Here is a 14,801-nt window from a genome sequence, read left to right on the forward strand (position 1 = left end):
TCGCGTCCTGCCCGCCACACATCCGCGGGACTGGGCGCAAATCCTAACACAGCATCATCACGGCTGCATCAGTACTCGTTAATGGGAAGCACAGGCGTTGGCCAGGGTGAAGACAGCCAGTCACCATACAGGCGGCAGAGCTCTTCACTGTTTTCATCGAGAAGATGAATTAACCGGGGATCAATCAGGGTGCCTGCCTGATGTGACAAGGCTAAAATCGCCGCATTTACGCGTTCAACCACGCTGCCGAAGCTTCTTTCTACGGCTTGATCAAGTGCCTCTGCTGCCGTCACTACCCGGCATTCCTCGGGGATTTTATCTGCCCCAATTTCCGGGAAACCCGTGCCGTCCCAACGCACATTTTTGTAAGTCAGCAAGGTGGCAGCCACGCAGGCAAACCCTTTGGTCGCTACGGATAACAGCAATAAACTGCGGTTTTCTGCCGTGATGCTGCTCCCCCTGTCATCCCACAGCCCGCCAATAAAACAGAGTGGGTACGCCAACCCAATGTCTTCGGCTTTAGATTTGGTAAGGCCATATTTCACCGCCAGCCATTCGCAGCATTTGGCAATACGCGGGGCGGCTATTTCCACCTCGTTGTGGCGCAATGCCGCAACAGCAGCAATCTGGTTCACGATCAACTGGTAATTTTCCCGCATAATAGTCGCCCGCGCCTCACCAAGCAGGTTGGCGACCCGGCTTTTCACCAGATCAGGTGACACTGGCTTTATCAGAAAGTCGGCCGCACCACTTTTCAGTCCTTCTACCTCACTTTGATACTCATCAAGCGCCGACACAATGATCACTGGAATATGACTGACCGAGTCTTCGTGCTTCAGAGCACGGCACACTTCATAGCCGTTCATCCCCGGCATCATAATATCCAGCAGGATCAGGTCCGGGCGCTGTTGTATCGCCAGCTCAATGGCCCGCTCACCGCTTTTGGCAAAGATCAGCGTGTAGTGTTCTTGAAGAATAGTCCGCATCACATGCAGGTTGCTCGGCTCATCGTCAACCACCAGCACCTTATACTCCATAACCTTGTACCCCCGTGTTCTGTGACACTGGCATCTGCTCCATCAACGTCACCACCAGACGGTATGCCTCATCCAGCTCGAAGTTTTCCACGGATGTTACAAACTGCAACAGCTGGGAGGGCGACACGAACCCCGCCATGATTGGCACCAATTCCTTATACAGCGCCTCGTCGTATTGCCCTTCCGCCAGCTTACTGATAAAGACTTCCGCTTTCCGTTCAAAAACATCCTGAGGAAGATTGGCGACGATAGCTCCCTCTTCCAGTTCTTGCTCCCTAACCCCCAGATAAGCGAGCGCCCGATCAAACGTTGCCCGGAGCAATGCGTTCAACGGTTCGAGCTTCGATTCAGCCTTGGCCACATCCCCAGCCTCCACATCCCACAACAAACGTGTAAGATCATGCTCAACCATCGAGAAACCGATACTTTTTGCCGCATCCCGCGCCTGTTTTAGCAACGGCTCCAATGCTTCTGGCTGCTCTTTCATCTGTTGACGGAGCTCTTCCGACAAATCGGCATAGTGACGGTGAAACTCCCGAATAACGCTGATTAGGATTTCATTGGTTGGCCAGTGCTGAAATGCCCAGGCATCGTCAAATAAATCCAGCGCTTCACTGGGTGGGTTAAGGACTGCAATATTGTCATCATTCGCCCCATAGCACTGTGCCAGCATGGTAAAGATATCCTCGCAGATAAACGGCTTGTCGACAGTGAAGTCAAAGCCAAGTGCATCCCACTGATCATAGGAAGTAGCATCCACGGCAAGCTTCATGGCCACCACTTTCAACGGTTCATCACGGCAAACCGCTGCCCAGCTTTTGAGGGTTTCCGGGGTCGGATAGTGCGCGCCACTGAGATAGGCATCGAGAAAGACCACATCCACCGGCTGGGTTTTCAGCACATCTTCCACAGCATCGAGATGGGTAACAGTGAGCACTTTCACCCCTTGTCGCAACAACATATCCCTCAGTTCTTGCTGGTTCCGCTGCACATCGTCAATCACCAACACCTCAAGGGGCGGCAGGGTGACACTGACACTTCCGTTATCACGCATTTTTGACGAATTCTGGGCAGGGATCAGCGGTAGGTCAGCGTACATCACCGAACCGTGAATCGACTCGCCATCAAACCACAGGTGTCCCCCCATCAATTCAATCAGCTGAGTGACCAATGTGGCCGACAGGGTTTGCCCCGTGTTGATCGACTCATCTTCCCTCACCGCGTTTTGGTCACGAGCAAAGCTTGAGACGGCAAAACGTACCATGTCGTAAGTTGGCAACACATGCAGCGCCACGTATCCTTTCTCGGTCCGGGTCAACGCACTGCGCATCATGTTTTGCAGGAGTTGTTTAATACGGCGTGAATCCCCGACATAGTGTTCCCAGAGTGCTTCGTTGTAATGCAAGCTGACATGGAGATCACGAGCCTGCACGGTTTCACGGGCGATAAATTCAATCTGACGGCAAAGCTGCACCAGAGAAAAGTCAACGATATCGAGCGGCAGGGAATGGCTTTCCAGTTTTGAGGTATCCAGAATGTCGTTGATCAGCCTGAGCAGGCTGTTACCCGATTCACGGATCACCTCCAGATGGTGACGGTGAGTGCGGTTTTTCGTCTCCTCAATCAAAATATCCGTCAGCCCGAGAATCGAGTTCATCGGTGAGCGGAATTCGTAACTCATGTTGGCAAGAAAAGAGGTTTTTGACTGGGCTGCCCTTTCTGCAAGGCGTATTTTCTCTTCAACAACCTCTTCCTCTTCATGTTTTTCGGTGACATCAAGAATCACGCCATCAATCCATGTACTGCCATCCTCAGCGCGATAACTCTGGCCAATCTCCCAGAACCACTTCTGCTCATCATCACGGGTGGTAAACCGGTACTGACAATCATATCTACCGTTGCGGCGGGGTGCCTGTTCCCGCGCTTTCTGGTAGCAGCCGATGTCTGCCGGGTGAATACGGCCAACGAAATGGGAAAGCCCGTTTTCACTGGTCAGAAGAGACGCGCTGTACCCGGTCAGGGACTTGGCTGCATCACTGATAAATACAATATGCCGGCTTGCCCCGGTCATTTCCCGAAACGCCATACAGGGTAAATTGGCCACCAGCGCACGGTATTGCTTGGCATTCTCACGTAATGCCCATGCCATGCTGCGCTGTTCGGAGATATCTGATACCACGGCCACGAACTCATGCTGCCCCATGCTCCCATGGTGGCCAATTGACAGCCTGACAGGCAGCAGGGAACCATCTCGGCGTTTTGCCATCACCTCACGCACCGACCCCACCACCGAAGGGCCACGCCGTTCAAGGTAATTTTGAATGTACATATCGTGACGGTGCTGATGCTCATCAGTGACCAGCAAACGGATGTTTTTTCCTATCACTTCATACGCAAGCCAGCCAAAGATCCGCTCTGCGGTCCGGTTGAAGAAGGTAATGTTACCCTTCCTGTCTATCGCGATGATGGCATCAGTCGCCGTCTGCAGGATAGAGGTAAGCTGTTCTTCACGCTGGCTGTACAAGCGCGCTTCGGCGTGACTGCAAAGCCAGGCATTGGCAAGCTGGTTGAACACGACGATAAACATCAACAGAAACGCCAGAACCAACACCACATCCAGCGTCGAAAACACCACCGTTCCATCACGAAGCGGTTGGGCAGACAGCACAACCGACGCACTGGATGTCAGCGTAATCACCAGCAATGCCAACGTAATACAGGCGCCACTGACCAAACCTTCAGTCAGGTTTTTATCCCAAAAGCCGCTTCTGGGCGGTGAAAAGCGACGCCAGATAGCAATAGTCACTAACGCTGCTGCGACCATAACAGACAAGCTGAAACGGGCCATATCGAGATGTGCAATCGACACCCTATTCACTCCGGCAAACACCAGCAGGTTCTGAAGCACCATGGCAGTGACGATCAATCCTGACGCGATAATGATCCGGGAAGAAGCATTTTGGGCAAACGCAACCATACGCAGGGCGACAACATTTAATGCAACCGTGACCAACAAGGGCAAAAACAGCAACAGGGGTTGAAACCCGAACGCCTGGTAAATGGGACTGATGGAGACGTTAGCGACAACAATCATCGACATGCTGACGCTCAGGGTCAGGGCATTGACCGGCACAGAGGAGAGCCGTAGCCAGGGTTGCCGCTTCTCCTGCAGCGGACGATGAATAAAACTCATGGTCGCCGCTAACATGGCGGCCATGGCGGCCAACAGCTGGAGCCAAGGGTCAACGAATACCACCGGCAACAGTTTTTCTGTTCCCGAAGGCAGGAGAAACATCGACAGTGATTCAATGATCGACATGAAAACTTCCGAAACCATAAGGCGGTGCTTTACATTCAGCACCACAAATTCAAGACACCGCACCGCTCGTGAGACACGTTTAAAGCTTAGTCAAGAATCTGCAGGCAACCCATTAAAAGGGCAGAAAAAAACAGGCTCCGGGAGGAGCCTGCTCATGAAGACATTGAGGACTATCTGATCTTACAGCTAAATCCCTGAAAGACAGCGCGGGCATTGTCCCCCAGTACGGTCTCACCGCAGGGAATGCGGATAACACCCCACAGGCGGTAACCCAGCGTGACTTTATCGCCATACCGGGCACCGATATCATCGAAGTAGGCACTCTTTTCGGTATATTTACGGTTGGCTTTCCAGCGCAGCCAAGGACGCTCACCATCCACTTTCCCGTTCACTGTCGGCTGAACCCAGAAGAAGCTCTTGTTCTTAAAGTGCAGTTTGAACGCCTGCGGTTTTTCCGGATAGCGCAAGCTGACAATCACCGGATCATGGTCGGACGACGAGTACGGATTGGTCGATTTCACCAAATCGCCGGTAAAACGGCTGGGGTATTCAAACAGAGAGCTTTCTACCGAATTGATATGCCAGTCCTCAATCCCAGTCATTTTTTTCAGCACGCTGGCGTTACCCAGGGCGTGGTCAAGGCTGCCCAGCTCCCCGTCGAAGGTGTAGGAGAAAGCCTCATCACCCAGCACTTCGCTGGCAAGGTTGATGTAACCAAAGCCGTCACCCACTTCACGGGCGGTTTCATCAAGCGTCACGCCTGCAACCGAGGTGCCAGCGGCGGTGACAATCTTACGTTTTGCGGTATCGGCATCGTAGTCAGTCAGCAGACGAATAGGGTCTTCCTTGGCATAGGCATTGAAATCCCCCAGCGCAATCACGTCACCTTTTACGTCAGCCAATGCATTCCCCAGCGTTTCTGCTGCCGAAACACGGAACGCATTGCAGCGTCCCTGAAGATCTGCCGGATCATCGTCAAACTCACCCGCCACCCAGTCTTCATAGCAACCTGATCCTTTCGACTTGAAATGACTGACAGCAACAGACAAGGTTTCACCGTGGTTGAGGCTGAACGTTTGCATCAGGCTGTCACGTTGGAATTTGTCCAGCTGGCGAATTTCGCCCTGAGGGTTTTCACCGCTAATGTGCTGCTCAGGCATGCGTATCACCCTGGCATCCCCTTTCAGTTCAACGCGGGCCGGACGGTAGATCAATGCTACCTGAATCGCATCGCTGCCAAGGAAAGCGCCTTCGGTCAGGTCAGCCTCAGCAGGGATAACATACGCATAATGATCAGCGCTATCCGCAAACTGGGCATTCAGCTCAGCCACCAGGTTTGCCAGTGCCCCATTGTCGCCAAAACCGTTGTTTTCAACTTCCATCAAACCCACGATATCAGCATCAATAGCGGTCAGAGCATTGACGATTTTTGCCTGCTGAAGTGCAAACTCTGCCGCATCTTTGGCACCACGGTTACACCCATTTGATGCGTCGGCATCGGCCTGATCGTCACAGGTAACATTAAGATCCCCGCCAATGGCGCTGGCACTGGTGAAATAGTTGAGCACATTGAAACTTGCGACTTTCAGGTTAGTGCCCTCAAACACTTTAGGGGCCGCAGTGCGATCTTGTTCACGGACAAAATCACTGGCTACCAGCGCATTGGTGGCTACCAACCGGTAATCATGGAAACTGTACCCAATCACCCCTTCAAGGTTGGTGACAGTATCGCCAATCCGGATATAACCTTGCTCGGCATCCAGACCGGGGAAGTAAGGCACTACGCCATCCGGCGCTTTACGGTCAGATTCGATAACCAGCTGGTTGGCATCATTCGCAGCGGCTAAGGCCACTGCATCCCCAGAGCCAGCCATGTAAAGCTGGGTCGGTTTGACGTTTGGCGCTTCATGTGACAGCACCATGTTGTTGCGGAATGCATCGAAGTCAAAACCGAAGTTACGGGTCACCACCAGATCGCTTTCACGGGTCAGGCGTACTTTCATGCCTTCATGGCGCTCCAGCGCGTCATCCAACGTCTCACCGTCTTCAACTACCAGCGCGGTTGCAGGCAGTTCACCCAGGGTATCGAGCACTTCCCATTGCTTGTCTGACGCATCCAGTTGAGTCTGGTTAAAATACTCTTTCACTGTACCGGCAACACATACCTGCATGCCCGGTTCAATCCCTTGTGGTGCGTCGCCCGTGTAGATAAACAGGCCATCAGAGGTTGTCTTGTCGCCATCGCCGTTGGCATCCTGCAGCCAGAAACCTTTATACAGGCTTTCCGTGACCGCAGTCACTACGCCTTCGACATAGTACGTTCCCGGCGCTTCAAAACGGCCTTCCGGCACCAGCGGGCTGCGATCGCCACTGCCTTGAATAGCATAGGTTGGGGTCAGGGTTTCCCCGTCACAACTAAAGGTACTTCCGCCGCCACTGTCACAAGCATCAACACCGTCACACCCCAGACCGTCAAAGGTATCCTGGGCGAAAGGCAGCCATGCGACAGCAGCATCAAATGCGGAGGTGGGCTCGGTGCGTCCGGTACTGCCATCACGACGGCGCAGTGTCACGTCCTTACCATAATTGCTGCTGTTGCCCAACTGCCCAAGGCTGTCCAGCACCTTCTCGTTGTCATCGACCAGAGCGACCACATCATTGCCATTAAACGTCAATGAGCCTGACGTTTGTCGGGAAACGCCGGTGATCTCTCCGTCTGCATTGCTGTTGGCAACCACATAGCTTTCACTGGCGCCAAGGGAACCGGAAAGAGGAATGCTGCGACTAAAAGTAGTGTCGCCGTTAAACGCTATCTTTAGCGAGAGGGAGTCGAGGGAGACTGAAGCTGGCCCGGTATTGGTCAACTCAATGGCTTTGTTATTCGACAATCCTTCGACATATTCCGTAATGATCACATCGGCACTGGCAGGCCATGCCGAAACGAGAGCCAGAGCTAAAGGGCTCCATGTAAAGTTCTTCATTTGCGGTCCTTATTTGCGAGTGAAGTCATAAACACTGCAAATGATTTAACAGCTCGCCATGTCATTTAAGTGACGGACACCACAATTTTTTATTTCAACAATAAGTCTTGCATGATTTATTGGGATGGCGTTCCGCAATCAACAGTTTCAGATAACAACGGGGTTAAGTTGAAAGCGTGAGGTGGTGGCAATCAGGGTGTTCGAAGGGGGAAAACAAAGAAGCAGCGGACGTCCGCTGCTTCTTGGGGAAGATTTTTCTGGGAAGGATTATGGACGCACGACAAAGCCGACCACGTCGTAAACCTTCTTCAGGGTGTATGCAGCCCGGGCTGACGCTTTCTCTGCACCGGTTTTCATCACCTGATCCAGATACGTACGGTCCGCACGGTACTCTTTGTAGCGGGCCTGAACCGGCTCCAGCATAGCAACGACGGCATCCGCAGTGTCGGTTTTCAGGTGGCCGTACATCTTGTCTGCATACTCAGCTTCAATCTCGGCAAAGCTTTTACCTGTCGCCACAGACATCAGTCCCATCAGGTTTGCCACACCCGGTTTGTTTTCAATATCAAACAACACACGTGGAGGCTCATCAGAGTCAGTGACCGCTCGTTTGATTTTCTTGGCGATGGATTTCGGATCTTCCAGCAGGCCAATCACATTGTTGCGGTTATCGTCCGACTTCGACATCTTCTTGGTCGGATCTTGTAGGCTCATCACCCGGGCACCCACCTGTGGGATATAAGGTTCCGGTACGGTAAACACCTCACCATAGAGGTTGTTGAAACGGATAGCGATATCGCGCGCCAGCTCCAGGTGTTGCTTCTGGTCATTACCGACCGGCACCTGGTTTGCCTGATACAACAGGATATCAGCGGCCATCAGTACCGGATAGCCAAACAGGCCAGCATTGATGTTTTCCGCGTGGCGCTGGGATTTGTCCTTAAACTGGGTCATGCGGTTCAGCTCACCCATCTGCGCGTAACAGTTGAGTACCCAACCCAGTTGTGCATGCTCTGGCACATGTGACTGGATGAAAAGGTTACTTTTCTCCGGGCTGACCCCCACGGCCAGACACAGCGCCAGCGAATCCAGGGTGGCTTCACGCAGCTTTTCTGCTTGCTGACGAACCGTGATCGCGTGCAGGTCAACGATGCAGTACTGGCAATCGTAATCATCCTGCATTTGCTCCCACTGACGCAAAGCTCCAATGTAGTTGCCGATACTGAGTTCACCAGAGGGCTGAACACCGCTGAGTACAATGGGTTTGGTCGTAGGATTGCTCATGTTGTTTCTGTTCCTGTCAGTCAATTCAGCCAGCAGGACTGCTGGCTGTCATTTCGAGAAATACGCGACGTATTAATTTACGCTGTTTTTCCGGTGCTGAGAACCGTTAAAAGCTGGTTGAAGTGGTCAGCCACAAATTCTGGAGCACTGTCGCTGATGGGTTCACCATAGTTATATCCGTAAGTCAGGCCAACTGAAGCGAAACCGGCGTTTTTCGCGGCGAGGATATCGTTTTTGGAATCCCCCACCATCAGCATGTTGGCATCTTCCAGACCATGCTTATCACGCAAGCTGAAAAGACCTTCCGGATCCGGCTTGTTGGTAGGCAGGGAATCGCCACCAATCACATCGGTGAAGTAGTGCGCCAAATCCAGATCTGCAAGGATTTCCGGCACAAACTGATACGGTTTGTTGGTCACAATGCCCAGGATATAACCTGCTGCTTTCAGCGTTGACAGGGTTTCTTTCACCCCCGGATAGATGATGGTTTTACTGTGACCGTTGTTGGCGTAGTGGAAGTCAAAACGCGCGCGCACTTTTTCGTACAGCGCCTGATCCAGATCCGGTTTAATGGTGACGCTCTGGCTCAAGGCACGCTTGAGCATGATTTCTGCACCGTTGCCAATCCAGTGGCGCACCTCATCGTCAGTCACGGTGTGCAGGTTGTTGTCTGCCAACGCCATGCGGATAGCTTCCGCCAGATCCGGCACGCTGTCTACTAGCGTTCCGTCCAAATCAAACGCGATATATTTGATCGTATCAAAGTTTACCGTCACGGTTTATTTTCCTACTTTACTGAGTTCTGCCCGCATTTCGTCGATCACGGCCTTGTAGTCTGGCTGGCCGAAAATGGCAGAGCCTGCCACAAACATGTCCGCGCCAGCTTCTGCGATTTCACGGATATTATCCACTTTCACGCCGCCATCAATTTCCAGACGAATATCTCGGCCACTCTCATCAATACGACGACGCACTTCACGCAGTTTGTTCAGGGTTTCCGGAATGAAAGACTGGCCGCCAAAGCCCGGATTCACCGACATCAACAGGATCATATCCAGTTTGTCCATCACGTGATCCAGGTAATGCAGTGGGGTCGCAGGGTTGAACACCAGACCGGCTTTACAACCGTGTTCTTTGATAAGCTGCAGACTGCGATCGATATGCTCACTCGCTTCGGCGTGGAAGGTGATCATGCTGGCACCCGCTTTAGCAAAATCCGGAATGATACGGTCAACCGGCTTCACCATCAGGTGTACATCGATGGGCGCGGTAATGCCGTAGTCACGCAGCGCTTTACAGATTGGCGCACCAAAGGTGAGGTTGGGTACATAGTGGTTGTCCATCACATCGAAATGAACCACGTCAGCCCCTGCCGCCAGCACTTTTTCTACGTCTTCACCTAAACGTGCAAAATCCGCCGAGAGAATCGACGGCGCAATGAGAAAATCCTTCATCCTGTAGCCTCACTGTAAAATGGCATTACCCGAAATTCGACGCAATTCTACCCGATTGCACCCCATCTGTCTTATCAGATCCATAGATGCCAACCATAAGCGTTAGATGTTGAAGTTGGGACAGACTCATACCGCCTGCCTGAACTAAGCTAGAAACAACAGCCAGTCAGGAGCACAGTCATTACTATGCCAGGAAACAGGTCTGAGCAGGAAAAAGTCAACGTGGCCGACGTCGTGAAAAGTGTCTTCGCAGCCATGTTTGGTGTGCAGTCAGACAAAAACCGTCAACGGGATTTTCAGCAATCCAGTATGGTGCCTTATATCGTTGTCGGTTTTGTGTTTGTCGCGGTGTTTGTATTGGCGCTGATAGGGCTGGTGTCGCTTGTTACACCGGAGTAAGGCAGTTCAGGGCTTTCAAACAGGGCCAACAGCTCATCCACTTTATTGCGGCCGCCGCCATTACGGCTGATAGTGCGTTTCACTTTGACCATATTGAAGTGTGCGCCATGATACAGACTCCGGGTCAGCGCCGTGTCGTGGTTGGAAATCAGTACCGGAACACGTCTTTCGATACTCACCTTTCTTGCCCACTCGCCAAGTAATGCCTGATCATCGAGGCTGAAACCGCTGCTGGCATAGGTGGTGAAATTCGCGGTAGTCGACAGCGGCGCATAAGGTGGATCGCAATAAATCACGCTGCCACGGCGGGCACGTTTAAAGCTTTGCGGGTAACTTTCACAAACAAACGTCGCTTTTTTGGCTTTTTCTGAGAAAAACTCAAGCTCGGCCTGCGGGAAGTAAGGCTTTTTATATGAGCCAAACGGCACATTGAACCCGCCCTTTTTGTTGTAACGGCAAAGGCCATTAAAGCCATGGCGGTTCATGTACAGGAAATAGAGTGAGCGTAGATACGGATCTTTGCTTTGATTAAACTCTTCACGAATCGCAAGATACGCCGATTTCTGGTTGTATTCCGGCGTAAACAAGCGCTTTGCATCGTCAATGTAGCGTTCAGGATCTTGCTTAAGCAGATTATAGAGATTGATCAGATCTGGATTGATATCTGCCAGGCGGTATTGCTCATAGTCGGTATTGAGAAACACCGATCCTGCACCCACAAACGGTTCAATCAGCTTTTTGCCTTCCGGCAGGTGCCTGCGGATATCTTCGACCAGGGAATACTTACCCCCCGCCCACTTCAAAAAGGCACGATGCTTTTTCATTAATATGTATCCACCACCACAGACGCTCGAAAGGTGGCGGATTGTATCTCATTTTTCACCATCAATCAGCGTAAATTCGTGCCAGTTTGCACCCAGGACCAATCAGTTAACCAGTTCGATTTCTTTATGAATTTGGACAAATGACTTTGCCCAAGGCGCCAGTGCCTGAATATTGGCTGGCAGCTGCAGTTCAGCACGCCGGGCTTCGACCACCGATGGGTAGTCGCCAAGCAGCACCATAAACCAGGCCTCACCATTGCGGCGTGTTTCATACACCATCACACGATCCGCTATCTGGTATTGCTGTACAAACGCATTCACTGCCTGCCGAGATTGCAACGCGGCCAGTTGCAGCGCGTAGCGCGATTCCGGTACGGTCAGCAGCAGTTGATTCGCTAACGGGACATCGGCACTGGTTGAGGGCTGTGCCAAAGATTCAGCAGCGTCAGCCTCTTCGATCTCGTTCTCCTCAACCGGCGCGGCAGGCGCTGGCTCAACGCGGACGGTATTTTCCGCTGGTACAGCCAATTCAGGGATAAGGGGTTCATCCACTGCGCGGGTGCCATCGCCCCCTACCGCCTGCTCATCGATAATGGCATCCACGACCTTGTCAGGGACGACAATCCGGCGGCTCTGGTCACGGCGACCGACGGTCATCCCTTCCACGGAAGGCGTTTGCGGCAAGACGACCTCATCGTCGGTCACTTCTGTTGTATTCGTTGTTGCCTGCCCGTTGTCCTGCGTCCCATCCTGCGGCTGCTTCGCCTCTCTTTCTTCCAAAATGGCCGCCCGTTCTTTCACGCCGTCAGGCACAACCGCTTCTGCAACACTCTCTTCTGATAACAAGTTTGGACTAATAGACCACCAAACCAGCCCTCCTCCCAAAACCAATAGCAGCAACACCAATAAAACCAGTGGGAGGGGGGAGCGACGTTTCTTTTCTTCCATTGCAGCGGTCTCCTGCTGTTCCAGCCCTCGAAGGGCTCCGGGTAAAGAAGGCAATGATGCAGCTTTCTGTTTCAGGGCGCGCCGTTGAGCGGCATCCAACTGGCGGCTGACCATCATCACCTCAATAAACATTTCACGTTCATTGTCCGCCAGAGGGCTGATTTCAAGCTCTAGTGGCTTGATGCCCTGCCCATACGAGACTTTATGCAACCACTTGTTGAGCTTGCCGCGCAGGCTGAACAGCAAGACATTGATTTGCCAATTGTCGCGCTGTTGGGCTTCAGTTACCAAGGCCCAAAGCTCGGCAATCAGGTTGGCACTCAACCGCTGTGCATTATCAATCACTACCAACGCGTGGATACTGCGGCCTTCGAGCATAGAATCAAGACTTTGCAGCATCGAATCCTGCTCATTGAAGACACCATCACGCACGATTTGCCTGAGAATAATGGCACGATGCTGGGCATCCTGCTGACTTGGATTACAGATTAGAAGGGATTGGACAGGTTCATTAGCCCAGTTTTCGAGATAGCGTTCACTGAGCCAGGTTTTTCCCGCCCCTGATTCACCCGTGATCTGGACAAGGTTGGAGCTGAACCGGGTTAGAAACTGGATTCTTGATAAAAGTTGGATCTGGCTGTCCAGATCCAACGCAATCATTTCATGGGAGCCTGTCATATACAAACCCGCTTAGTGTGTCTTAATGACCTCAGCAAGCGTTTCAGGGGTTACATTTGCAACGACTTCGGCTGAACCAATGGCGGTAGGCAGCACGAAGCGCAGTTGCCCGGAAAGCACTTTTTTATCGCGTTTCATGTGTTTAATAAAGGCATCATAGCCCATGGAGGTGGGTGCTTTCACGGGGAGATTGGCTTTTTCAAGTAAGGAAGTGATACGGCTAACATCTTCTGGTGTCAGCAATTGTTGGTGAGCCGCTGTCACCGCAGCCATAACGGTGCCAGCAGAGACTGCCTCACCATGCAACCAGTTTCCGTATCCCATTTCAGCTTCAATCGCATGACCAAACGTGTGTCCGAGGTTGAGCAGGGCACGGATACCGGATTCTTTTTCGTCTTTCGCCACCACATCAGCCTTGATCTGGCAACAGCGTTTAATGGCGTACACCAATGCATCGGCATCCAGTGTATTAAGTCGTTGATAGTTTTGTTCCAGCCAAACAAAAAAATCATGATCGGCGATAATGCCGTATTTGATGACTTCAGCCATCCCGGCAGCAAACTCGCGCTGGGGCAAGGTTTTCATCACGTCAATGTCTATCACTACCGCTTTGGGCTGATAAAACGCCCCAATCATGTTCTTGCCCAGCGGATGGTTAACGGCGGTTTTACCCCCGACAGAAGAGTCTACTTGGGAAAGTAAGGTGGTAGGCACCTGAATAAAGTCCACACCACGTTGATAGCAGGCAGCCGCAAAACCAACCACATCGCCAATCACTCCCCCACCCAGGGCAACAATCAGCACGTCACGGCCGTAATTCCCCTCTAGCAGGAAGGTGTTGATAGTATTGAAGGTGTCGAGGGTTTTATACTGCTCGCCATCAGGAAGTGCCAGCAACGCTGGCTCACCGCCAGCGTTGCGCAGGGTTTCCATAAGCAAGTCCGCATAAAGCGGCGCGATGGTGTCATTAGTAACCACCACCACGCGACGTCCCAGCGCGTCAGAAAATAAACCAGGATTGGCGAGCAATCCGGCACCAATTGAAATGGGGTAACTTCTGTCGCCTAAGCTTACGTCGATCCTTTCCATGGAATCCCTTGTTGATTAATGATTTTCCAACAGTTCGATGATTTGGTTTGCCACCACTTTGGCGCTTTGGTCGTCAGTACGCACCACATAGTCCGCAATTTCTTCGTACAGTGGGTTGCGCTCAGCCGCCAGCGCTTCCAGCACTTCACGCGGTTGCTCAGTTTGCAGCAGTGGACGTTTTTTGTCGCGCTGCGTACGTGCCAGTTGTTTCTCAATGGTGGTTTCCAGGTAAACCACAATACCACGGGCAGACAGACGGTTACGGCTCTCTTTACTCTTGATTGAGCCACCGCCGGTTGCCAGAACGATACCTTGTTTTTCAGTCAGGTCGTTGATGACGTTCTCTTCGCGAACGCGGAATCCCTCTTCACCTTCAACATCAAAAACCCATGCAATGTCTGCCCCTGTGCGTTCTTCGATCACAGTGTCAGAATCGTAAAATTCCATGTGTAGTTGTTGTGCCAGGTGTCGACCAATTGTGCTTTTGCCAGCCCCCATTGGACCTACAAGAAAGATATTTCGTTTTTCAGCCATTTTAAGCAGTTTACGCGCGGTTAAATGAAAACAACATCGCCCACAGGCTTGTTAATCGAAAGCCTGAGGCGCCAAATTCCTCACAGATAATTCGTGATCAGACCAAAAATTATCTCAGGTCGACTGGGCATTTGGCAACTTAAAATACGTTTCGTGGATGCTTTAAATTCCCGGTTACTGGCAGAAAGGCATATAAAAAGGCAGAAGTTCACACTTTTTGTGACCTTCTGCCCCTCCTTATCATGTGCCCATGA

The 14,801-nt window shown here is 52.0% G+C and carries 11 protein-coding genes; 1 reads left to right on the plus strand and 10 read right to left on the minus strand.

Features of this window, described 5'->3' with window-relative positions; translation table 11 throughout:
• Window positions 1–68 precede the first annotated feature (68 nt).
• The 6 genes from VHA_RS02105 to rpe all read right to left on the minus strand — a co-directional run bounded on the left by VHA_RS02105 (window position 69) and on the right by rpe (window position 10,075).
• Window positions 69–1,037 (minus strand): response regulator, encoded by a 969-nt coding sequence (locus VHA_RS02105; protein WP_040528015.1) that lies wholly within the window; start codon window positions 1,035–1,037, stop codon window positions 69–71.
• Window positions 1,027–4,356 (minus strand): PAS domain S-box protein, encoded by a 3,330-nt coding sequence (locus tag VHA_RS02110; RefSeq protein ID WP_005501345.1) that lies wholly within the window; start codon window positions 4,354–4,356, stop codon window positions 1,027–1,029. The genes VHA_RS02105 and VHA_RS02110 overlap by 11 nt, the downstream gene beginning before the upstream one ends.
• Before the next feature lie 170 nt (window positions 4,357–4,526).
• Window positions 4,527–7,337 (minus strand): ExeM/NucH family extracellular endonuclease, encoded by a 2,811-nt coding sequence (locus VHA_RS02115; RefSeq protein WP_005501346.1) that lies wholly within the window; start codon window positions 7,335–7,337, stop codon window positions 4,527–4,529.
• A gap of 267 nt (window positions 7,338–7,604) precedes the next feature.
• Complete coding sequence (gene trpS, locus VHA_RS02120) at window positions 7,605–8,621, minus strand: tryptophan--tRNA ligase (protein WP_005501348.1); 1,017 nt, start codon at window positions 8,619–8,621, stop codon at window positions 7,605–7,607.
• A gap of 77 nt (window positions 8,622–8,698) precedes the next feature.
• The gene (locus tag VHA_RS02125) at window positions 8,699–9,397 is read right to left on the minus strand and encodes a phosphoglycolate phosphatase (RefSeq protein WP_005501350.1); all 699 of its coding nucleotides are present in this window, start codon (window positions 9,395–9,397) and stop codon (window positions 8,699–8,701) included.
• A gap of 3 nt (window positions 9,398–9,400) precedes the next feature.
• Window positions 9,401–10,075 (minus strand): ribulose-phosphate 3-epimerase, encoded by a 675-nt coding sequence (gene rpe, locus VHA_RS02130; protein ID WP_005501352.1) that lies wholly within the window; start codon window positions 10,073–10,075, stop codon window positions 9,401–9,403.
• 186 nt (window positions 10,076–10,261) lie between these two features.
• On the opposite strand from rpe, the gene VHA_RS18530 reads away from it, so the two are divergent.
• On the plus strand, window positions 10,262–10,474 hold the full coding sequence (locus tag VHA_RS18530) for a DUF2970 domain-containing protein (protein WP_081455980.1): 213 nt from the start codon (window positions 10,262–10,264) through the stop codon (window positions 10,472–10,474).
• Here VHA_RS18530 and dam read toward each other — a convergent pair.
• The 4 genes from dam to aroK all read right to left on the minus strand — a co-directional run bounded on the left by dam (window position 10,393) and on the right by aroK (window position 14,547).
• A complete protein-coding gene (gene dam / locus VHA_RS02135; RefSeq protein ID WP_005501354.1) occupies window positions 10,393–11,298 on the minus strand; it encodes an adenine-specific DNA-methyltransferase in 906 nt (301 codons plus the stop codon). The two genes, VHA_RS18530 and dam, sit on opposite strands and share 82 nt — an antisense overlap.
• A 102-nt stretch (window positions 11,299–11,400) precedes the next feature.
• A complete protein-coding gene (locus tag VHA_RS02140) occupies window positions 11,401–12,906 on the minus strand; it encodes an AAA family ATPase (protein WP_040528017.1) in 1,506 nt (501 codons plus the stop codon).
• Between the two features lie 30 nt (window positions 12,907–12,936).
• On the minus strand, window positions 12,937–14,013 hold the full coding sequence (gene aroB / locus VHA_RS02145; RefSeq protein WP_005501358.1) for a 3-dehydroquinate synthase: 1,077 nt from the start codon (window positions 14,011–14,013) through the stop codon (window positions 12,937–12,939).
• Window positions 14,014–14,028: 15 nt separating this feature from the next.
• Entirely contained in the window at window positions 14,029–14,547 is a 519-nt protein-coding gene (gene aroK, locus VHA_RS02150) for a shikimate kinase AroK (RefSeq protein ID WP_040528019.1), read from the minus strand.
• Window positions 14,548–14,801: the final 254 nt, after the last annotated feature.

Origin of the sequence: Grimontia hollisae CIP 101886 (assembly GCF_000176515.1) — a bacterium.
GTDB lineage: Bacteria > Pseudomonadota > Gammaproteobacteria > Enterobacterales > Vibrionaceae > Enterovibrio > Enterovibrio hollisae.

Excerpts from the sequence above, each read along its gene's own strand:
- aroB (WP_005501358.1), bottom strand. The coding sequence starts at position 14,013 with ATGGAAAGGATCGACGTAAGCTTAGGCGACAGAAGTTACCCCATTTCA.
- trpS (WP_005501348.1), bottom strand. The coding sequence starts at position 8,621 with ATGAGCAATCCTACGACCAAACCCATTGTACTCAGCGGTGTTCAGCCC.
- VHA_RS18530 (WP_081455980.1), top strand. The coding sequence starts at position 10,262 with ATGCCAGGAAACAGGTCTGAGCAGGAAAAAGTCAACGTGGCCGACGTC.
- dam (WP_005501354.1), bottom strand. The coding sequence starts at position 11,298 with ATGAAAAAGCATCGTGCCTTTTTGAAGTGGGCGGGGGGTAAGTATTCC.
- VHA_RS02115 (WP_005501346.1), bottom strand. The coding sequence starts at position 7,337 with ATGAAGAACTTTACATGGAGCCCTTTAGCTCTGGCTCTCGTTTCGGCA.
- VHA_RS02140 (WP_040528017.1), bottom strand. The coding sequence starts at position 12,906 with ATGATTGCGTTGGATCTGGACAGCCAGATCCAACTTTTATCAAGAATC.
- VHA_RS02105 (WP_040528015.1), bottom strand. The coding sequence starts at position 1,037 with ATGGAGTATAAGGTGCTGGTGGTTGACGATGAGCCGAGCAACCTGCAT.
- rpe (WP_005501352.1), bottom strand. The coding sequence starts at position 10,075 with ATGAAGGATTTTCTCATTGCGCCGTCGATTCTCTCGGCGGATTTTGCA.
- VHA_RS02110 (WP_005501345.1), bottom strand. The coding sequence starts at position 4,356 with ATGTCGATCATTGAATCACTGTCGATGTTTCTCCTGCCTTCGGGAACA.
- aroK (WP_040528019.1), bottom strand. The coding sequence starts at position 14,547 with ATGGCTGAAAAACGAAATATCTTTCTTGTAGGTCCAATGGGGGCTGGC.